This window comes from Aeromonas sp. 5HA1 (assembly GCF_029237245.1).
GTDB lineage: Bacteria > Pseudomonadota > Gammaproteobacteria > Enterobacterales > Aeromonadaceae > Aeromonas > Aeromonas salmonicida.
Window position 1 is genome coordinate 343,406 of sequence record NZ_JAACFW010000001.1, and the last position, 21,144, is coordinate 364,549.

Annotated in this window: 17 protein-coding genes and 2 pseudogenes; 12 read left to right on the plus strand and 7 right to left on the minus strand. The window is 54.2% G+C overall.

Features of this window, described 5'->3' with window-relative positions; genetic code table 11:
* Window positions 1-33: 33 nt before the first annotated feature.
* The 4 genes from GWQ27_RS01515 to GWQ27_RS01530 all read right to left on the minus strand — a co-directional run bounded on the left by GWQ27_RS01515 (window position 34) and on the right by GWQ27_RS01530 (window position 5,791).
* Window positions 34-1,536, minus strand: a complete 1,503-nt coding sequence (locus GWQ27_RS01515) for a GGDEF domain-containing phosphodiesterase (protein WP_275906512.1) — start codon at window positions 1,534-1,536, stop codon at window positions 34-36.
* 776 nt (window positions 1,537-2,312) lie between these two features.
* Complete coding sequence (locus tag GWQ27_RS01520; protein ID WP_275906513.1) at window positions 2,313-3,158, minus strand: universal stress protein; 846 nt, start codon at window positions 3,156-3,158, stop codon at window positions 2,313-2,315.
* A 19-nt stretch (window positions 3,159-3,177) separates the two neighbouring features.
* On the minus strand, window positions 3,178-4,668 hold the full coding sequence (locus tag GWQ27_RS01525; RefSeq protein WP_275906514.1) for a SulP family inorganic anion transporter: 1,491 nt from the start codon (window positions 4,666-4,668) through the stop codon (window positions 3,178-3,180).
* Window positions 4,669-5,338: 670 nt separating this feature from the next.
* Window positions 5,339-5,791, minus strand: a complete 453-nt coding sequence (locus GWQ27_RS01530; RefSeq protein WP_275906515.1) for an antitoxin Xre/MbcA/ParS toxin-binding domain-containing protein — start codon at window positions 5,789-5,791, stop codon at window positions 5,339-5,341.
* A gap of 519 nt (window positions 5,792-6,310) precedes the next feature.
* On the opposite strand from GWQ27_RS01530, the gene GWQ27_RS01535 reads away from it, so the two are divergent.
* From GWQ27_RS01535 to GWQ27_RS01545, 3 genes are all read left to right on the plus strand, one after another.
* The gene (locus GWQ27_RS01535; protein WP_275906516.1) at window positions 6,311-6,610 is read left to right on the plus strand and encodes a hypothetical protein; all 300 of its coding nucleotides are present in this window, start codon (window positions 6,311-6,313) and stop codon (window positions 6,608-6,610) included.
* A 353-nt stretch (window positions 6,611-6,963) separates the two neighbouring features.
* Complete coding sequence (locus GWQ27_RS01540) at window positions 6,964-7,371, plus strand: H-NS family nucleoid-associated regulatory protein (RefSeq protein ID WP_275906517.1); 408 nt, start codon at window positions 6,964-6,966, stop codon at window positions 7,369-7,371.
* A gap of 82 nt (window positions 7,372-7,453) precedes the next feature.
* Window positions 7,454-7,693 (plus strand): hypothetical protein, encoded by a 240-nt coding sequence (locus GWQ27_RS01545; RefSeq protein WP_275906518.1) that lies wholly within the window; start codon window positions 7,454-7,456, stop codon window positions 7,691-7,693.
* Window positions 7,694-7,791: 98 nt separating this feature from the next.
* Here GWQ27_RS01545 and GWQ27_RS01550 read toward each other — a convergent pair.
* Window positions 7,792-9,006, minus strand: a pseudogene (locus GWQ27_RS01550) (IS256 family transposase).
* 576 nt (window positions 9,007-9,582) lie between these two features.
* Between GWQ27_RS01550 and yegQ the strand changes: the two are divergent.
* The 3 genes and pseudogenes from yegQ to GWQ27_RS01565 all read left to right on the plus strand — a co-directional run.
* Window positions 9,583-10,944: a tRNA 5-hydroxyuridine modification protein YegQ gene (yegQ, locus tag GWQ27_RS01555; protein WP_021140913.1), complete on the plus strand. Its 1,362-nt coding sequence runs from the start codon at window positions 9,583-9,585 to the stop codon at window positions 10,942-10,944.
* Between the two features lies 1 nt (window position 10,945).
* Entirely contained in the window at window positions 10,946-11,194 is a 249-nt protein-coding gene (locus GWQ27_RS01560; RefSeq protein WP_021140912.1) for a YfhL family 4Fe-4S dicluster ferredoxin, read from the plus strand.
* Between the two features lie 12 nt (window positions 11,195-11,206).
* A pseudogene (locus GWQ27_RS01565) lies at window positions 11,207-11,287 on the plus strand (ferredoxin); the annotation flags it as partial.
* Window positions 11,288-11,354: 67 nt separating this feature from the next.
* Here the strand turns inward: GWQ27_RS01565 and alr are convergent.
* Window positions 11,355-12,428 carry an alanine racemase gene (alr, locus tag GWQ27_RS01570; RefSeq protein WP_005311825.1) on the minus strand — a complete coding sequence of 358 codons (1,074 nt, stop codon included), beginning with the start codon at window positions 12,426-12,428 and terminating at the stop codon, window positions 11,355-11,357.
* A gap of 348 nt (window positions 12,429-12,776) precedes the next feature.
* On the minus strand, window positions 12,777-14,171 hold the full coding sequence (gene dnaB, locus GWQ27_RS01575) for a replicative DNA helicase (protein WP_021140911.1): 1,395 nt from the start codon (window positions 14,169-14,171) through the stop codon (window positions 12,777-12,779).
* Between the two features lie 437 nt (window positions 14,172-14,608).
* Between dnaB and GWQ27_RS01580 the strand changes: the two genes are divergently transcribed.
* The 6 genes from GWQ27_RS01580 (at window position 14,609) to GWQ27_RS01605 (ending at window position 21,142) form a co-directional block, all read left to right on the plus strand.
* Window positions 14,609-15,463 (plus strand): TIM44-like domain-containing protein, encoded by an 855-nt coding sequence (locus tag GWQ27_RS01580; protein ID WP_021140910.1) that lies wholly within the window; start codon window positions 14,609-14,611, stop codon window positions 15,461-15,463.
* 198 nt (window positions 15,464-15,661) lie between these two features.
* Window positions 15,662-17,227, plus strand: coding sequence for an EAL domain-containing protein (locus GWQ27_RS01585; RefSeq protein ID WP_159165702.1), 1,566 nt, complete (start codon window positions 15,662-15,664; stop codon window positions 17,225-17,227).
* A gap of 225 nt (window positions 17,228-17,452) precedes the next feature.
* Window positions 17,453-19,291: a 5'-nucleotidase C-terminal domain-containing protein gene (locus GWQ27_RS01590; RefSeq protein ID WP_021140908.1), complete on the plus strand. Its 1,839-nt coding sequence runs from the start codon at window positions 17,453-17,455 to the stop codon at window positions 19,289-19,291.
* An 86-nt stretch (window positions 19,292-19,377) separates the two neighbouring features.
* Window positions 19,378-19,716 carry a DUF2956 domain-containing protein gene (locus GWQ27_RS01595; RefSeq protein ID WP_005311811.1) on the plus strand — a complete coding sequence of 113 codons (339 nt, stop codon included), beginning with the start codon at window positions 19,378-19,380 and terminating at the stop codon, window positions 19,714-19,716.
* Between the two features lie 107 nt (window positions 19,717-19,823).
* On the plus strand, window positions 19,824-20,159 hold the full coding sequence (locus tag GWQ27_RS01600) for a hypothetical protein (RefSeq protein ID WP_017412614.1): 336 nt from the start codon (window positions 19,824-19,826) through the stop codon (window positions 20,157-20,159).
* Between the two features lie 113 nt (window positions 20,160-20,272).
* Window positions 20,273-21,142, plus strand: coding sequence for a tetratricopeptide repeat protein (locus GWQ27_RS01605; RefSeq protein ID WP_275906519.1), 870 nt, complete (start codon window positions 20,273-20,275; stop codon window positions 21,140-21,142).
* Window positions 21,143-21,144 lie beyond the last annotated feature (2 nt).

Here is a 21,144-nt window from a genome sequence, read left to right on the forward strand (position 1 = left end):
TTAAGAAATTAATGTAATAATGACCTGCATTGTTTAATTAACTTGGCTTAAATCACCCTCTTTGTCGAGAGGTTCTATTTTCCACTTAATTGCTTCCAAGAGAGGAATTGCAGGAGAGAATAAAAAGCCTTGTACATTATCACAACCCAGTGATTTCAATATATGCAGTTGATGTTCCGTTTCAACACCCTCAGCAATCACTTGCATATTCAACGCATGAGCCAGAGCTATAGTATGACTGACAATATGTGTCGTCTTTTCATCAGTAGTTAACTTCCTTGTAAATTGTTGATCTATTTTTATTTTCGTTATTGGAAGCCGGTTAAGATATGACAAGGAAGAATATCCCGTTCCAAAATCATCGATTGAAATAACTATGGGGATGTCACTCAACTCCTTTAGAACTCTGATAGCAAGTTCAGGCTGCTTCATAATATCACTTTCAGTTAACTCTAATTCTAAGCAGCTTGATGGAAAGTCATACGACTTTAATAAACTTTGTATCCAATGTGGGAAGTCAGGGTCAGATAAATTATGACTAGATATATTAACAGCGATATTTATTTGCTCCCCACTCACATGAAAATAAGATGAAAAATCTGTGATTGCTTGCTTTATAGCCCAGCGAGAAAAATGTTGAATGAGATCAGTTTTTTCAATTAATGGAATAAATTCACTAGGAGAAATATTGCCCAAGTCAGGATCGTTCCACCTTGCTAGTGCTTCAAAGCCAGAAACAGTAAAGTCATACGATGAAATTTTTGGTTGATAATTTAACATGAGGGCTCCGCTTTTCATAGCTTTGCAAACCGAGCCCAATATCTTCATAGCACGATATCGGTCAATCGCCATTGAAGAATCGTATATTTCAGAACTTTTCTCTCTTGCCCTAGCAAACTCAATTGCTGTCTCAGCATTATTTATAATGCTTAAAGCATTATTTCCATGGAGATTTACAATACCTATCTTCGTAGAAAAATATATCGGCACTAAGCGATGTTCGAAGGATGCCTCAAGAGCCTTATCAAGCTTTTTGACTTGATTTTGTAAATTTTTGTTCTCATCATAGAAAATAATTGCCAGACGTTCTCGTTGATAGTGGTACACTTGAGCGCTTGGGTGGAATTCCCTAGAAATACGTTGCCATACGTCCACAATAAGTTGATCTGCGGCTTCGAAACCGAATGTATTAGAGACATCTTGTAAGTTCTCAATGCAGACTACAGCCAAACTATCTTGCACCACTCCATGGATACGATTTTGTAATCCTTTCTCCAGTTTTTCTATTAACGCGAATCTACCTGGCAAGCCCGTAAATTGATTGTTCATAACATAATAATGGAGATGATATCTGTTGTATGCCAAGTAACCGAAAAGAGCGATCAAAAATACAGAATTGAACATAAATAGAATATATAAATCATGAGGGTTAGCGCCTACTTGTAAAAAAATAAGCATTTGAGTTGCAACTATCAATAGGCTAATAATTAATGCACCCCATGATAAAACCATGCTATTTTTACTAAGTTTTCTCATACGCGCCTCCCATGCATGACTTTGTATTTTTACACTAGTATAAACCTAATCAGTAATGAACATTGCTTTTATCTTATCAATAATGATTTTTATCATTCACTATGAGTTTTTGCAATTAGATATCATGAATCTTCTTAACTAGGTTTTCAGTCCCAGCAATATTGTTTATATACTCAGTATGGGCGAGCTTTGTTAGCCGCAGTCCTAATGGCTCAACCTCACAACACCGAGACTTCGAGCCAAGTGCCAAGCGTTGAAAGAGTTGACGCTCAAAATTACCGATAGATACGGATTGAACATCAAAACCGTCGCTAAACAGCGCTCTCGAACCACCACCGCTGACAAGCCGATGGGGCAACCAACCCAGATGTGCTCGTCTGCCTGATGGGGTGGGACGTAGTGGAGTTCAGCTGACGACACTCTCAACCACTGGACGACTTGTTGGAACATTTGCACGAAGCTCTCCCAGATCTTACTCATAGTGCCTTACATTGCGCTTTTAGCGACATGGTATTGGCGATTTATCTTGCCTACATTCAACGGACCTATGACCTGTGTCTATTCCATAAAAAGTTCATGCACATTTTGGTAAAATAGTACTTGTATCATAATCGGAATAGGCTATTGTTAGTTTGCGTAGTAACATGTTTTGGCTACGTAATATATCCCGTGCACATGAAATTTATACGGGGCGCTCGCCCCGTCTTTTTGACGATAACTAAAAAAGGAGCTGAATGCTCCCTTTACGTATAACTCCCCATAAACAGTTCATCACGTCACCGCAGCAGAAGTACCGATGACTCAGTTGTTTTCAATATACCAGTTGTCGTACTTCCCACAATGAACTGCCTGATCCGCGAGTGACCGTAAGCCCCCATCACGATAAGGTTGCACCCCATGTCGGCGGCATGCTGGCAAACCACTGACACCACCTCTCCTTGCAGCGGCATTGTTTCAACCCTGATGCCCGCATTTTTCAACACCTGCTTGGCCTGTGCCAGCTGGCGTTCGTGCTCGTCACTCGGTTCGCTAACCATCACCAAGTCACACTCCAGCCCCTTGAGCAACGGACTGCTTGCAATCAACTCCAGCACCTTCTTGGCAGTCGGGCTCGCGTCATAGGCAAACAGGAAGCGGCTTGGGGCCTGAAAGCTAGGCTGCACCACCATGATGGGATTAGCCAGGGTACGGATGACGCTCTCGATATTGCTGCCAATCAGATCGTGGGCATGGGTCGTGCCCTGCTTGCCCATGATCAACATCCGCATACCGGATGCGAGCTCCTGGGTCGTCTCTACCAGCTGGCCGTGGCGTTGCAGGAGCTCGACCGCTGTCATACCCAAGTCAGCAAGATACTCCTTGCCGCTATTGAGCAGCATCCGTCCCTGTTCATGGGCGAGACGGCTGCGTTGGTGATCCAGCTCGGCGAGTTCCTTGAGCAAATGCTCACGACTGCCCAAGCCGATATTGCCGGAGAGGTCGGCTTGTCCTTCAAACTCGTTCTTTTCCAATACGTGCAACAGGGTGACAGGTAACCCAGTGTTGGTAGAGGCCCATGCCGCTGCATCACACACGGCTGACATGGCTGGGGAGCCATCGATGCAGGCAAAAATGTTTGTCATGATAAATTCCTTCTTGTGATCAGTGTCCAGCCAGCAGCTTTTCAACTTCTTCCGGTTTGTCGTGCACACCAAAGCGGTCAACGATAGTGGCGCTCGCCTCGTTCAAACCAATCAGCTCCACGTCGGTGCCCTCACGGCGGAACTTGATGACCACCTTGTCCAGTGCGGTGACGGCGGTGATGTCCCAGAAGTGGGCATGGGTGAGGTCGATCACCACTTTCTCTACCACCTCCTTGAAATCAAATCCGGCAAAGAACTGCTCGGCACTGGCGAAGAACACCTGGCCCCGTACCTGATAGGTGCGCACCTCACCATGGCGCTCGCTGTCGCTCTTGACCAGCATGAAGCGGGCAACCTTGTTGGCGAAGAATAGGGAAGCCAGAAGTACCCCGACAAATACCCCGAGTGCCAGGTTATGAGTAGCCACAACTACGATAACCGTGGCTACCATCACGATATTGGTGGAGAGCGGGTGCTTTTTGAGATTGCGCAGTGAATCCCAGGAGAACGTACCGATAGAGACCATGATCATCACGGCCACCAGTGCTGCCATTGGGATCTGGCGGAGCCATTCATCCATGAATACCACCATCAGTATCAGGATCACGCCCGCAGCAAAGGCCGAGAGGCGGCCACGGCCACCGGACTTGATGTTGATGATGGATTGACCAATCATGGCGCAGCCCGCCATGCCTCCCATCAGACCCGCGCCTATGTTGGCGATCCCCTGGCCCTTGCACTCGCGATTGCGGTCGCTGCTGGTATCTGTCAGGTCATCGACAATGGCTGCCGTCATCATGGATTCGAGCAGACCGACCACAGCTAGGCCCGCAGAGTAGGGGAAGATAATCGCCAGCGTCTCCAGATTGAGCGGCACTTCGGGCCACAGGAAGATGGGCAGGGTATCGGGCAGCTCGCCCATATCGCCTACAGTGCGGATATCGATCCCCATTGTGATGGCGACTGCCGTCAGGATGACGATGCAGAGCAGCGGAGAAGGCACTAGCTTGCCAACCACCGGAATAAGCGGGAACAGATAGATGATGCCAAGGCCCGCCGCCGTCATGGCGTAGACCTGCCAGGTGACATTGGTCAGCTCCGGTAGCTGGGCCATAAAGATGAGGATCGCCAGCGCATTGACGAAGCCGGTGACCACGGAACGGGAGACAAACCGCATCAGGCTGCCCAGTTTCAGGTAACCCGCCGCGATCTGGAGTACCCCAGTGAGCAGAGTCGCTGCAAGCAGATATTGCAGGCCGTGCTCTTTGACCAGGGTCACCATCAAGAGCGCCATAGCGCCTGTGGCTGCCGAGATCATGCCTGGACGACCGCCGACAAAAGCTATGACCACGGCGATACAGAAGGAGGCATAGAGTCCGACTTTGGGGTCTACTCCAGCGATGATGGAGAAGGCGATGGCTTCTGGGATCAGCGCCAGGGCGACCACGATTCCGGCTAACAGGTCACCACGGATGTTGGAGAACCATTCTTGTCTTGCACGTTCCAGCATGGGGGGATTTTCTCGCTTGTTTAGGATCCATAGCGCAACGCATCCACCGACTGGGAGGTCAGATGGAGTTCGGGCAGGATCAGATTGTTGTAGTGGGATCTAATGGGTGTAAAAAAGCGCTCCGGTTGTGACAACCAGAGTCAAGCGGCAGGAGCCGCAGAGGGAGGGGTTAAGGCGGCGTTACAGTCACGCCAGTATGCGATTTGTTCATGGGCGGAAAATGATAGCAGAGAGGAGCTTGTATAGATAGAGCTCTCATTTTTGCAAAATACTTTTTTAATTTTCCGCCCTACAGGGCGAATATAACCACATCTTAACTGAGGTTACATTTCTGTTTTCTGTTTTCTGTATATAGGAATCAAATTTATTACTAAGTGATGAAGCATTGATGTCTTAAGCTAAGTTAATGAAATTTAATTTATCAGAGTTCTTCAAATTTCATTGATTTAATAAAAATAATTTATAGGGGGTAGTAAAACTGGTTTCTCTTCGCTGCGCAGCAGCGGAATGTTGAAATGGAAAAAATTAATTTATAGCTCTCATAATTAGTAAATGGACAGTTTTCCGAATTTTTCAAGTGGGGGGATGTGAAAAAGTTTGAAAATAATTCTGTTTGGTGGAAGTTTAACCAATCTAGATGGTTTTATTCTCACAGCCCCCGACTTATTGCTTATACGCAAACCCCATGCCTAATCCGTCCCACCAGATCGACAACGGCCTGAACCCCCATTTGTGTCTTCAATAGCTCGGCTGGAGCTATGCCACCTAAGCCCCAGGCTGCGCGGTTTAGCCATGAAAATGCCCTAACGCTATCGTTCTGGTGAAGGGAGAGCACTGCATCAAGGACAAGGACTACCCCATATACCCTTGCGCCCTGGGATGTTGACAAGGAGGTCTGAGTCCTGAGTTTGCGGGCAATTATGCTTCGGCTAATGCCCGTTAGGCAGCAGATCATGCCAACATCAACCTTAACCAACTCAGCAAGCCGATGAATGATGCTAGGCGCAACGCCAGCAACGATCCATAGGTGAGCCCCCAGTGGGTCGCTCGGTATGCCAAGAGAGGTAAATATAGTATTGGAAGAGGTCACAGCCGTACTTGGACGGTAAACAGCATAGGACATAGTGATTTCTCCTCTGATGTGCAATGAATGCTTTGTGACCTATCCTATCTGTTCTTCACTGCGGTGGCGATGGTTCTGAGGACTATATTGGAGGAGGTACTGGATGCAAAGGCTAAAGAGCCCCAAACGGGTGGTATCAACTTTTTTGTGAATCTCTAGGCATAATTCTATCTGGGGTCTTTATGAGACTTGAATTCTCATATATTGACTATGATATAACCAAACAAGCTAGCTGAGAGAACATTCAGTGACCATCAATTTTGATTATCGTTGTGGCATCTTAGAGGCAGCCGACACAAAAACTGGCCGAGAATGGTGTTGGTACAAGGGGGATCCCGAGGTTACCAGAACTGAAAATGGCGAGTTATTGAGTTCGATAGGTGTTCCTATCGGAGCCACTGTTGTTGAGGTGAAAACCCTTATTCGCATGGATACCAAAAAGTAACCAAAAACAGGTTGCACCATATATAGTCAGTACGCGTATTATAATTCCTATTTTCATCAGATTAGGAGCGTAGCATGCTCGTAAAAGAAATTGTGCCAACAGAACAGGTCGTTGACATTCTCTGTGATGTCTGTGGTCGTAGTACAAAAACGAATTTTGGAACCAATCAATACGGCTCGTTATCGGCGGATTTTGGCTATGGTTCCCGTCACGATGGTGAGCGTTATCTGGTGCATCTGTGTGAAATGTGTTTTTTCGGTATACTCGCAACAATGAGGGAGATGCATCGCGGGGATCATATGTGTGACGATGACTATGAGGCTGCAAACCCAGACACATTTGGGCGTGATTATTCTAATAGGGAAATAATATGAATGATATGCTCCCATACCCTAGTTTGTGTGGAGAGAACTATTTCCTATCATCGGCTCATTCTGTGAGCCAATGATATTGTCCAATCGGCTCATTTCGTGAGCCGATCAAGATCGTTCATCGGCTCATCTGGTGAGGTGGTCTCAACGCTCACTACCACCTAGATTTAATTTTTGGCTACATAGTTTCATAGCAGATTGGAGCTAGACCACTAAGCAGCCCCAAACGCAATTTAGCTCAAGATTTTTAAATTATGCTATTTTTTCGAATCATCTTGGTGCCAAAAACAGTGGTGCTAATGCTGGGGTTGAGAGATAATTTCACTGATATAAAAATGTGATACATGAGGATAAAAATGAACGATTTTTTGAAAACTTTGTTGAATATCCGTAGTCTGCGAGCTGCATTGCGCGAGCTTTCTTTTGAGCAGCTGGTCGAAATCAGAGAGAAATTCGAGGAAATTTTTGCTGAGCGTGAGCAGCAAGAAACTAAATTGAGGGAGGAGTCTGCCGAGCGCCTGCAAAAGCTGGCTGAGTTTACCGAGATGCTGAAAGAGGCTGGCATCGATCCGAGTGAGCTGGTTGGTACTGCGGCTCCGGCGAAGGCTGAGGGTTCAGCCAAAACAAAACGTGCGCCTCGTCCTGCAAAATACAAGTACACCGAGGATGGTTTGGAAAAGACCTGGACTGGCCAGGGTCGCATGCCTAAGGCCATCGCAGAAGCGGTGGCGAGTGGTCGAGCATTGGAAGAATTTTTGATCTAGTGCTGAGAGCCCATGCCAGCTCGGCGTGGGCCTTTAATTCTGTTTTTAGTAGGAGCACCGTATGGGGAGGACATTGGAGGATATGATTTCATCCGAATCACCCGAGGTTGTCCAGAGAGCCAAGGCTCTTGCCGAAGAGCAACTGGTACGTCTCAGTGTGACCAAACTGCTTTCAAATCTCGGGACGGGTGATGTTCCTACAATAGATACCGATGTTCTCGATGGTTTGTTGTCGCTCAAAAGGTCAGTGGAGAGCCAAGACTGTCGGCTGAGTTTATTCGTCCATATGCCAGATGGTACGCATCATGGCGTCAATATTTAATTTTTCATAATCCAAAATGGATTAAATGGTTTCATACAGACAGCATCTTACGAAGCGATCCGGAGCCTGTAAATAATTCTGTGTAACTGCCCACTCCATTACAGGTGACCGTTCAGGCGGTCACCGAACTCGATAATAAAGCGATTCAGGGCAGGCTTCCAATTCTGGATTGGCATGGTCCATTTCTTGGAGGCCTGCTGTATCGCGAGAAACGCCACTTTGAGCGCCGACTCATCGGTCGGGAACAGCTTCCTTTGCTTGGTCGCTTTGCGCAGCACGCTGTTCAGTGACTCGATCGCATTGGTGGTGTAGATCACCTTCCGGATGGCGGGGGGATAATCAAACAGCGTAATCAGATTGTCCCAGTTACTCTGCCAGGAGCGCGCTATCTGCGGGTACTGGCTATCCCAGCGCTCGCCGAAGGTCGCCAGTGCCTGCTGAGCCTCACGTTCCGTCGCAGAGTGGTATATCTGTTTCAGATCCGCCGTCACCGCCTTGTAGTCCTTCCAGGAGACATAGCGCAACGAGTTGCGGACCATGTGGACGATACACAGTTGCACCTTAGTCTGGGGATACTCCACGGCAATCGCATCAGGGAAGCCCTTGAGACCATCCACACACGCGATCAGGATGTCTTCCAGGCCGCGGTTCTTCAGCTCGGTCAGGACCGATAGCCAGAACTTTGCCCCTTCGGTCTCGGCCAGCCACAGGCCCAACAGCTCCTTGTGCCCTTCCATATTGATGCCCAGTGCCAGATAGAGCGACTTGTTGATCACCCGCTGGTTCGCGCGGATCTTCAGCACAATGCAGTCCAGATAGACGATGGGATAGAGCGGATCCAGCGGCCGGTTTTGCCATTCGTGGACTTGTTCGATGACACGTTCGGTCACCTTCGATACCAGCCCCGCCGAGATGTCAGCGTCATACATCTCTTTGAACGCGTCCACGATATCCCGCGTGCTCAAGCCCTTGGCATAAAGGGCGAGGATCTGGTCATCCATCTGGGTCAGGCGGGACTGGCCCCTGCGAACGAATTGGGGTTCGAAGGACGAGTTACGGTCACGAGGCGCCTGGATGGTGACCTCGCCGTGCTGTCCTTGTAGGCGCTTGGTGGAATAGCCATTGCGATTGTTGCCGGTCCCGCGGCCTTATGGGGCGTGTTTCTCGTAGCCCAGATGCTCGTCCATCTCGGCATTGAGCGCGGTCTCGACGGTGAGCTTGATCAGCTGTTGGGTGAGGGTGCCGAGATCTTTTTCAGATTTGATGTCTTTTGCCAGCTCAGCGGCCAGTGCTTTGAGTTTGTCTTGGTCCATTTGCTTACCCACGAAGGTATCCTTTTGAAAAAGTTACTTATTCGTGGGCGGTTACACAATTGGATTTACAGGCTCTAATGAGGTGCCGCTCCAGGCTCAAAAACCTCAGGCCGGATTTATTACTGCTGGATTGCTCTACAGTAATCCGTCGAGATGGGCTCTCTAGCTGGTGCTCATTTTCTTTTCGGAAGGATCTTGTGATTTTGCAGCATGTGCTGCATGAGGCCCATAGTGTCGTCTATTGATTTCGAATCCACGAGTTAACCCTTTCCAAATAGCTCATCCGCTGTCAGTCACGATGAACTGATGAATCAGGATGACCCTCTATAGAGAGCAGCTGATATGTCCCCATATTGTTTTGCGATCTTCCTCTCTGCTCGCGGTTGTGCACCTTAAATCAACTCAGCAAAGCGGTGCGCGTGGCTGGCAGCTTGGTTTGGTGGTAAAATCTTGACGTGTTGGGAATCCCCAACTACACACGACTATACACACAAAGAAAAGTGCGTTAAGTTATTGTTTATTAGACTCTATTAGGTAGAGTCGTCCTGATTTGCAATCAGATACTAAGAGTCCAACATGTTCAGACCAGAATTGCTCTCCCCCGCCGGGACCCTCAAGAATATGCGTTACGCCTATGCCTATGGCGCCGACGCCGTCTATGCGGGTCAGCCACGCTACAGCCTGCGGGTGCGTAACAACGAATTCGATCACGAGAATCTGCAGCTCGGCATCAACGAGGCCCACGCGTTGGGCAAGCAGTTCTATGTGGTGGCCAACATCCAGCCCCACAACTCCAAGCTCAAGACCTTTATCCGTGACATGCGTCCCGTGGTGGAGATGAAGCCGGATGCGCTGATCATGTCAGACCCGGGCCTCATCATGATGATGCGTGAAGCCTTCCCGGAGATGCCCATTCACCTCTCGGTGCAGGCCAACGCGGTCAACTGGGCGACGGTGAAGTTTTGGCATCAGATGGGCCTGACCCGTGCCATCCTGTCGCGCGAGTTGTCGCTTGACGAGATCGAAGAGATCCGCATGCAGGTGCCGGAGATGGAGCTGGAAGTCTTCGTCCACGGCGCCCTGTGCATGGCCTATTCGGGCCGCTGCCTGCTGTCCGGTTACATCAACAAGCGCGACCCCAACCAGGGCACCTGCACCAACTCCTGCCGCTGGGAGTACAAGGTGCACGAGGGCAAGGAAGATGACGTGGGCCAGATAGTCCACCGTCAGGAGCCCATCGCAGTTCGCCCGGACAATACCCTGGGGCTCGGCAAGCCGAGCGATGCCCTGGTGCTGCTGGAAGAGTCCAACCGTCCCGGTGAATACATGACGGCGTTCGAGGACGAGCACGGCACCTACATCATGAACTCCAAGGATCTGCGAGCCGTCGAGCACGTGGAGCGCCTGACCAAGATGGGGGTGCATTCGCTGAAAATTGAAGGCCGCACCAAGTCCTTCTACTACTGCGCCCGCACCGCCCAGGTCTATCGCAAGGCCATCGACGACGCAGTCGCCGGTCGTCCGTTCGATCCGACCCTGATGGGCACCCTCGAAAATCTGGCCCACCGTGGCTACACCGAGGGCTTCCTGCGCCGCCACAACCACAGCGAGTACCAGAACTACGATTACGGCTACTCGGTCTCCGACACCCAGCAGTTCGTCGGCGAGATCACCGGTCGCCAGGGCGACATGGTGGAAGTGGAAGTGAAGAACAAGTTCCTGGTGGGCAACAGCCTGGAGCTGATGACGCCGCAAGGCAACGTCAGCTTCAATCTGGAGCAGATGCAGAACCGCAAGGGCGAGCTCATCGACACGGCGCCGGGCAACGGCCACGTTGTCTATGTGCCAGTCCCCAAAGAGATCGACATCAACTACGGCATACTGCTGCGCAACCTCGGCGATCGCCAGGACACCCGTCAGCCGCACTCGGCGGCCTGATATGTCCCTGCTCATCACCGACAAGTGCATCAACTGTGACATGTGCGATCCCGAGTGTCCGAACCAGGCCATCAGCCTGGGGGAGGAGATCTACGAGATAGACCCCAGTCGCTGCACCGAGTGCGTCGGTCACTATGAGAAGCCGACCTGCATCAGCGTCTGCCCCATCGATTGCATCATCTGGGATCCCGCCCACGTGGAAACCGAAGAGCAGTTGCTGGAGAAGTTTGTGCGGATGCACCGGCAGTAGCGCCTGCTACTCATAGACTGCATCATCCGGGATCTCGCCCACGTGGAAACCGAAGAGCAGTTGCTGGAGAAGTTTGTGCGGATGCATCGGTAGTAATTGCCGGCATGTTGTCGAAAAAAAGCCCCTGACGGGGCTTTTTTACGTTTGGTGCTGGCCGAACCTAGACGTATTCCATAAAGACCCGGGAAGTAAGCTTGGTGATGAGCTCGTAGGGGATGGTGCCAATCTCGTCGGCGACCCGCTCCACCGGCAGTCCCTCACCCCAGAGCACGGCTTCGTCGCCGGCCTTGTCGGTGGCACCCGGTCCCAGATCCACTGTGGTCATGTCCATGGAGACACGGCCCACCAGCGGCACTATGCGGCCATTGACCAGCACAGAAGTGCCGTTGGGCGCCATGCGCGGATAGCCATCGCCGTAGCCGATGGCGATGACGCCGAGCCGGGTATCCCGGTCCGACACCCAGTTGGCGCCATAGCCCACCGGCTCGCCTGCCTTGTGATCCCGCACCGCAATAAGCTGGGTCTTGAGGGTCATCACAGGCTGCAGGTCGTAATCCGCCGCCACCGTATTGGGGAAGGGGGATACGCCGTACAGGATGACGCCGGGACGCACCCAGTCGCAGTGGGAATCGGGCCAGGCCAGGATCCCCGCCGAGTTCGCCATGGCCCGCTCGCCCAAAAGCGGCGCCGTGAGGCGACTGAACAAGTCGATCTGCTCGCGGGTGGTCGATTGTTCGAGCTCATCTGAGCGGCTGAAGTGAGTCATGATGTTGAACGGCTGCACCACGTTCTTGCACTTGGCCAGACGCGCGATAAAGGCGGGCATCTCATCGGCGCGCACCCCGAGCCGGTGCATGCCGGTGTCGAGCTTGAGCCAGGCCACCACAGGAGCCGGCAGTTCGGCCTGCTCCAGCGCTTCGAGCTGCTCCCAGGTGTGCACCGCCGTTTGCAAATTGTTGGCCGCCAGCACCGGCAGATCGGCGCTCGAGAAGAAGCCTTCCAGCAGCACTATGGGCTTGACCACTGCGCAGGAGCGCAGCATCAGCGCCTCTTCGATGCGGGCCACTGCGTAGGCATCCGCATCCACCAGGGTGCGGGCAACCGGCAACAGACCATGGCCATAGGCATTGGCCTTGACCACGGCAATGATCTTGCAATCGGGGGCATGCCGTTTGACCACGGCGAGGTTGTGGCGCAGGGCCGCTGTATTGATTTGGGCAATAGCCGCTTTCATCTGTTTTCCCTTACGAGGGCATGATGGCGCGTGAATGCACCAGGCACCGTGTGGTGTCAGCCCTTAATTGTCATCATCGAAGGCCGGACCGGCATAATTGTCGAACCGGGAAAACTGTGTCTTGGATCTGGAGGGACCCAGGCAGCGATATGGGTGCGTAGATCGCTCCCTACTTAGTAATCGTCATCAAACGACGGACCGGCGTAGTTGTCGAACCGGGAGAACTGACCCTGGAAGGTGAGTCGCACCCGGCCCTATTGGCACCGTTACGCGGTTGACCGATGAGAACTCGGCTACCTTTCAGGGCTTTCGTGGTGGTATCTAATCCGCCATCACCACGGTTTTTCATCAATAGTCGTCATCAAACGCCGGGCCGGCATAGTTGTCGAACCGGGAGAACTGGCCCTGGAAGGTGAGGCGTACCCGGCCGATGGGGCCGTTACGCTGCTTGCCGATGATGATCTCGGCAATCCCCTTGTCAGGGCTGTCATCGTGATACACCTCATCACGGTAGATAAACATGATCAAATCCGCGTCCTGCTCGATGGAGCCGGATTCCCGCAGATCCGAGTTGACCGGGCGCTTGTCCGCACGCTGTTCCAGGCTTCGGTTTAGCTGGGAGAGCGCCACCACAGGGCACTGCAACTCTTTTGCCAGCGCCTTGAGGGAGCGGGAGATTTCACCTATCTCCAGGGTCCGGTTATCGGAGAGCGCGGGCACCCGCATCAGCTGCAAGTAGTCGATCATGATCATGGATAGGCCGCCGTGCTCACGGGCGATGCGGCGGGCGCGGGAGCGCACGTCGGTCGGGGTGAGGCCGGAGGCGTCATCGATATACATCTTGCCCTTCTCGAGCAGCAATCCCATGGTGGAGGAGAGGCGTGCCCAATCCTCGTCGTCAAGCTGACCGGTACGCACCTTGGTCTGGTCGATGCGCCCGACCGAGGCGAGCATACGCATGATGATCTGCTCGGAGGGCATCTCCAGCGAGAAGATGAGTACCGGTTTCTCGGCGGTGAGGGCCGCGTGCTCGCACAGGTTCATGGCAAAGGTGGTCTTGCCCATGGAGGGACGAGCCGCAACTATGATCAAGTCCGAACGCTGCAGACCTGCGGTCATCTTGTCCAGATCCCCGTAACCGCTGGAGACCCCGGTCACGCCGTTGTGGGGGGTCTTGAACAGCTCTTCAATCTTGTCGACCGTCTGCTCGAGGATCAGCTTGAGCGGCTGCGGCCCCTCGTTGGCGCTGGTACGCTGCTCGGCGATCTGGAACACCTTGCTCTCGGCCAGATCCAGCAGATCGCCGGAGGTGCGCCCCTGCGGCTCGTAGCCAGCTTCGACTATCTCGTTGGCGACCGAGATCATCTCCCGCACAACTGCCCGCTCACGCACGATTTCGGCGTAGGCATTGATGTTGGCGGCACTCGGGGTGTTCTTGGCGATCTCCACCAGATAGGCGAAACCACCGGACTCCTCCAGCTGCTCCGAGCGCTCCAGCTCCTCTTGCAGCGTGATGAGATCGATGGGATTGCCCGCGTTGGAGAGGCGGGTCATGGCCTGGAAGATCAGCCGGTGAGGGCGGCTGTAGAAATCCTTGTCGATCACCCGTTCGGCAACCCGATCCCAGGCCTCGTTATCCAGCATCAGGCCGCCCAGTACGGACTGTTCGGCCTCAAAAGAGTGGGGAGGAACTTTCAGCTGTTGTGTCTTGGCGTCTTTTTTCGCCGTCACTTGCTCTGCCATACACATAAAAACCGCAGCGGGAAGGGGACGGGAATTTTACAAAAGAAACCCCGCCATCGCGAGTGCTAATGCACGCTATTCACTTCTGTCTGACACAAGCGCCCTCCTGATGGTCAATGGCGCCGCTTGCTGATGAAATATGCCGCTGTCTCATACCATGATGAAGGGCCAGACCAGGGTCTGATCCTGCTGCTTGGCTCTCGTTTTGTTGCGCAGCTTGCGCTCCTTGCGGCTTGGTCGTCGATTTTTCATTGCCATTCTCTCCTCTGATTGCCCCGGAATGGGGTGTAATCTGTTCATGAATAATTCATGCCAACGATGTTAATCATAGTCGCAAGCTGCACTACAACGAGGGACAGGCAGCCTGTCATGCACCTCGCTGAGCTTGCTAAAGCAGACCATGTCCCCATCCACTGATGAGAGTGAAAAGAGTCAAAATGAAAAAGATGCTGACCCTGTTTGCCGTTATCCTGGCCATTGGCCTGGGGGCACCCATTGCCGAGGCCAAGAAATTTGGCGGCGGTAAATCCTTTGGCAAGAGCTACAAAACAGCTCCGGCCCAACCGGCGGCCAAACCCGTCGACACCAAGAACCCGGCGGTCGGGGCTCAGGCCGCACCGAAGAAAGGCGGCATGATGGGCGGCCTGCTCGGCGGCCTGCTGGCCGGTGGTCTGTTCGCTTACCTGCTGGGTAGCGGCGCCTTCGAAGGTCTGCAAGGCATGGACATGCTGCTGATCGCGCTGCTGGCGTTGGGTGCTGTCTTCCTGTTCCGCGCCATGCGCAAGAGCAAGGCCCCCTCGCCTCAACCACAGACGGCCTACGCCGGCTATCAGCCGCCATCGGCTGCGCCGCAGCAGTTCGAACAGAGCAGCAGTGCGCCGCAAGCGACCGGCTTTGCCGACAGCGACGTGCCGTTCCGTCTGCCGCCAGGTTTTGACATGAACAGTTTCCTGTCCGGTGCACGCGATCACTATCGCACCCTGCAAGAAGCCTGGAACGCAAACGACTTGGAAAAAGTGCGTGAGTATGTGAGCCCTGAGTTGTTCGAACAGCTCAAAGCCGAACGCGCAGAGCTGACCGGCGAGCAGCATACCGAAGTCATGTATGTGGATACCCAGCTGGTGCGTGCCGACTACGGCAGCGACTGGGCCCAGGTCAGCGTACGCTTCAGCGGCCGCTACATGGACCGTCAGGAGCAGGTCGAGGAAGACATCAAAGAGGTGTGGCACCTCGAACGTAACCTGGCCAAGGACAATGCACCCTGGCACATTGTCGGTATCGAGCAGCTGTAAACGCTCTTTATCCTGCGAAGACAACAGAGGCGGCCCAAGGCCGCCTCTGTTATTTTTAACTCCCTGCGTGCCCTCTCCAACCCCCTCCCCTGCAAGTCCAGCCACAGCCCCTCAATATGGTCGCTATGAGAATGGTTCGTGATTGTGTAGTATGACCGCCCTTTTTTTGTTCAATTTCCGTTCACCGAGGCGTGGTTCATGGCTCTCTCTTTTCTGCGTAGCGGCAACATGCCTCGTTTGCTGGCCAGCCTGCTGTGCTGCGCAACCCTGATCCTGGTTTCCCTCGCCACTCTCTATTGGCAGACCTGGTCCATGACCCGCCAGCAGGCGCAAAATGCCGCCGAGCGTGCCATGGTGCAGATAGACAGCGCCCTCTACCACTCTACCCAGGCGGCCCGGGCCGCACTGCCGCTGGTGGGCCGCCCCTGTCACGAGGTTGCCCGCGAGCTGAGAGTACTGGTTGCCACCTCCCCCTATGTACGCTCGGTCAACCTCTCACGCCATGGTCGCCTCTACTGCTCTTCCATCTTCGACGAGATCAACCTGAAAGATGAGCTGCAAAACGGCCAGCACCAGCAGCTCAAGCTCAAAGCCGTCACCCGGCTCGGACTCAAGCCCTCGCTGCTGTTCTATCGCCTGAGCGAAGGCGATCATGGGGTAGTGGTTGCCATCAACCCCTACCACCTGAGCAAACCGCTGCAATGGCGACTTGGCGGGCCCAACAGCTGGGTGCAGATAGGTGAGCAGTGGCTCGATATCAAAGGCCGGATCCACAACGGTATCGCCCCTGTTTTTCGGGGGTTCAACTACCCGCTCAGTTCGACGGTATTCGGCTACAGCCTCAATCAGGGATTCCCGCTGGAAGCCGTGTTGCTGCTCACGCTGAAAAAGCAGAGCACCGTCATCATCTTGATCCTGACTCTGGGCGGGCTGGCCGGCCTTGCCACCTATCGCTGGTGGAGCCATATCTCCACCCCGACCCAGGAGCTCAAGCGCGCCATCATCAAGCAGGAGTTCATTCCCTACCTGCAACCCATCGTTTACAGCAAGAGCGGTCAGCTCCATGGCTGCGAGGTGCTGATGCGCTGGCAGCACCATCGTCAGGGGTTGATCCGGCCGGATCTCTTCATCCCGCTGGCGGAGGAGAGCGGCCTCATCATACTGATGACCCAGACCCTGATGCAGCAGGTTCGTCTGGAGTTTGCCCCCCATGTGGCGCAACTGCCGCCCAGCTTTCACTTCGGTTTCAACATCTGTGCCCAGCACTGCCAAGAGATGAGCCTGATCGACGACTGCCGCCGATTCCTGGCTGCCTTCGCCAGCAATCCGGTCACGCTGGTGCTGGAGCTGACCGAGCGGGAACTGATCACCCCCTGCCAACTGACCGACCAGCTATTCGGCGAGCTGCGCCAGATGGGGGTCAAGATAGGTCTGGACGACTTTGGCACAGGCCACTCCAGCCTCACCTATCTGCAACAGTTTCACGTGGACTACCTCAAGATCGACCAGAGCTTCGTCGCCATGATAGGCACCAATGCCCTCTCTCGTCATATTCTTGACAGCACCATCAGTCTGGCCACCCGGCTGGGACTGGAAACCGTCGCCGAAGGGGTCGAAACCCAGGAGCAGGCTGACTTCCTGACAGAGCGCAACGTCAACTACCTGCAAGGCTACCTCTATGGCCGTCCGCTCACCCCGGCCCAGTTCCTGCGGCTGCTGCCCGCCCCGGTGCCGGAGCAGACAGACCCCTATCAAGCGGCATGATCCCTCAGCGACGCTCGGGTGCCGATGCAACAATGTGAAACTTGTCATTAGTCTGTGGCAATGGCGTTAAACAATCTGGCAAACGTTTGTTTGCTTTATTAATGTGCAGTAGCTCAAAGGAATCAGCTCTCTTTATTTCCAATTACTGCTTTTTGCCTAGAATCGCCACACTCCTGTCATACAGGAACGATATACAGGACAATAACAACAAGAGGATTATTACCAATGAAGAAGACGTTACTGGCCGTCACCGTCTCTATTACTCTGCTCGGGCTGACCGCCTGCAATTCAGAAAACAGCAGCAAGGAGCATATTCCGCTGGATCTGACCATTGCCCATATCAATGATACCCACGCCCACCTCGACCCGACCGAAAATGCGCTGGCCATCCAGCCCACCGGCCAGGAGCTGTTCAAATTCTACGCCAAACTGGGCGGCTATCCCCGTCTGAAGTTCAAGCTGGACGAGCTACGCAGCCAGGCCGCCAATGAAGGCCGCAACTTCATGGTGCTCAACGGTGGTGATGCCTTCCAGGGCACTCTCTACTTCACCCAGTTCAAGGGGGAAGAGGAGTCTCGCCTGCTCTCCGACATGGGTATCGATGCCATGGTGCTGGGCAACCACGAATTTGATTTGGGCAATCAGGCCATTAAAGATTTCGTCTCACGGGTGAATTTCCCTGTATTGGCTTCCAACATGGTGAAATCCAGTAGCGCCACCCTGAAAGACAGTGAAAATATTCATGAATATGTCATTAAAGAAATAAATGGCGAGAGCGTGGGTATTTTCGGGCTGGTGCTGGAAAATATGCATGATATCTCTTCACCGGATACCGATACCCAATTCCTGCCGATGATTGAAACCGCCCAGAAAATGGTCGACACCCTCAAGTCAAAAGGCGCCAACAAGATCATCATGGTCACCCATATCGGTCTGCAAAATGACCAGGCCGTCGCCAAGGCGGTCAACGGTATCGACCTGATTGTCGGCGGTCACTCCCAGACCTTCCTCGGCGACATCAACGAGATCAACACCATAGGCTACACGGCCCACAACCAGAATCCGGACGACGACAACACCTATGCCCAGCTGGTCGGCAATCCGGACGGTGGCAAGACCTGTATCGTGCAGGCCGGTGAATGGGCCAAAGGCTATGGCCTGGTCAATGTCTCCCTGAGCAAGGAAGGCCAGATCACCAAGTGTGAGGGGCGCAATACCCTGATGACGGGCGACGATTTCACCAAGGACGTGGCCAAGAAGAAAGAGCCCCTGAGTGGCAGCGAGCAGACCAATGTGGTCGACTTCATCACCAAGTCACCCGTCATCGAAATCGTGCCGGAGAACACCGCCATGCGCGATGTGATCGACACAGAGTACAAACCGGCCGTGGCCGAGCTCGAGGCCAAGATCATCGCCGACGTGCCGACCAAGTTGCCCCATGTGCGCGTGCCGGCCACCCCGGATGGCGCGGGTCTGATCGATCCCCTGGTGGCCGAATCCCTCTACTGGAAGCTCAACAAACTCAATACCAAGGTGGACTTCACCATCCAGAACGCCGGTGGTGTGCGCGCCGATGTGAACGCGGGCCCGCTCTCCGTCGGTTACGTGATGGGCACCTTGCTGCCGTTTGGCAACAAGATCGCCGCCTTCAACCTCAAGGGCAAGGACGTGCGCGCCACTCTGGAGTACGCCGTTGACTATTCCATCGGCCACGAGACCGGGATCGGCGCCTCCAGCGGTGCTTTCCCTTACGTCGGCCACCTGAGCTACACCTATGATGGCAAACTGGCCAAGGGTTCCCGCATCACCAAGCTGGAGCTGCTGGACGCCAACGGCCAGTGGCAGCCGCTGGACGACGACAAGGTGTACCGTGTCGGTGCCAACACCTATATCGCCTCCGGCAAGGATGGCTACAACGGCCTGCTCAAGCGCGAAGAGCTGCCCAACAAGGGTGACTACGTCGACTCTGGCGTCGGTGAGAACGAGATGTTCATGGAGTATGCCGAGTCCCAGGGCACCCTCAATCCACTGCCCTATGCGACCGTGACCTACTTCAAGCCCTGATCAGGCTCACACGCTATTGCAACGGCGCCTGAGGGCGCCGTTTTTATGGCATACTCCCCGCCCATCGATGCCGAGGAGAATGTTTGATGGCCAAATACGACAAGATTTCCCCCGAGACCCAGCAAGAGGCGCAGAAAATTGCTCGCGCCAACCAGAAGCCGGGACAGACCAAAGAACAGACCCAGCTGATCGCCCAGGGGATCCAGAAAGGCATAGACGAATACAAGAAGCAGATGAAGGCACGGGCTCGCGAGGCCAGTCGCCAGAAGAAGTTGCAAACCAAGGCAAAACAGCAGCCGCAAGCCGGACATGAGGAGGAGGGCGACATTGAGCTTGTCGAGGTCTCCCGCCAGCATCCTCTGCCCTGGATCCTGTTGCTGCTGAGCTGGGTTGGCTTTGCCGCTGCCTGGTTCGGGTTGCACTGAGCGCGCAAACCTTTACCTGGGATCCTCTTCACAGGCTGGGGGCAGCATGCTGGTCATCTTCCCTTCCGACTGATTAAATCCCGCCTCTTGTCGTCTGGAGACTTGCCATGAACCCGGCCCCCTTCTATCTGCTGGCACCCCTGGTGCTGTTTATCGTGACCCTGGTGCTCTATCGCATCTCTCCGCTGCGAGCCGTCGCCGCCGGCAGTGCCCGCTGGTTTATCCTGCCCGCCTTCACTCTGTTCATCCTGCTCATAGTGATCAACGGCGCCGCCGATCCCGCCCTGCGCAGCCCGGCCTTTCACTGGCTGATGCCCGGGCTTGGTTTTGCCCTGACCCTGTTTCCGGCCCTGCCCAAGGCGCTGGTGCCGCGTCTGGCCATCAAGGAGGGTGCCTTCGCCGCCCTCGGCTTGATGCTGATGAGCCTCGCCATGGTTTACTGATCGGCTGGCTGCTGGCGTTGACATGACTCAAGGGGCTCTCTGTGACGGGCGTCCCTTGTACAAACAATGGCCCGTAGGCATATTGGTGACAATATCACCGGCAAGGAGGCCAGATGGACAAGTCACCCGATTTCATGGCGCAGTGGAATTATCAGGATCCCGCCGCCAGTGCCCTGCGTTTTCATGCACTTCTTCCCGAGGCGCGTACGGCAGCCAACCTGCAACTCGAGCTGGAGTTGCTGACCCAGATCGCCCGCACCCATTCCCTGCTGCGCCAGTTTGCCGAAGCCCACCAGCTGCTCGACGAGATAGAACCCCGCCTCACCGATGCCACCCCGCGAGCCCGCCTTCGCGCCCTGCTGGAGCGCGGCCGCACCTTCAACTCCGCCGGCGAAAAAGCCACTGCCAGAACCCTGTTCGAACAAGCCTGGCAGTTGGGGCTCAAGAGCAAGGAGCTCTATCTGGCCATCGATGCGGCACACATGATAGCCATAGCCGCGCCACTGGAGGAGCAGAGCCGCTGGCATCAGCTGGCAATGGAGCTGGCGGAACGCAGCCAGGATGAAAAGGTGCGCGGTTGGCTCGCCAGCCTCTACAACAATCAGGGCTGGACCCTGTTCGAGCTGGGACGCTTTGATGAAGCCAGAGTATTCCAGCAAAAGTGTCTAGCCTGGCACGAACAACATAACAATACGGCCAAGGCCTTCATCGCCCGCTGGAGTCTGGCGCGACTGACCCGGGCACAGGGGTTGCACGAGCAGGCGCTGGCCGAGCTGAAGCAGCTGCAGCTGGAGATGACAGAGGCCGGCGAGCCGGAGGATGGCTATCTGTTCGAGGAGCTGGGGGAGAATGCATTGGTGCTGGACGATCCGGCTGCGCCCGAATACTTCTCCCGCGCCTGGTTTCTGCTGTCACAGGATCGCTGGTTCAAGGCCAACGAGGCGGAGCGACTGGCCAGACTCAAGCAGCTGGCCAAGCTCTAGAC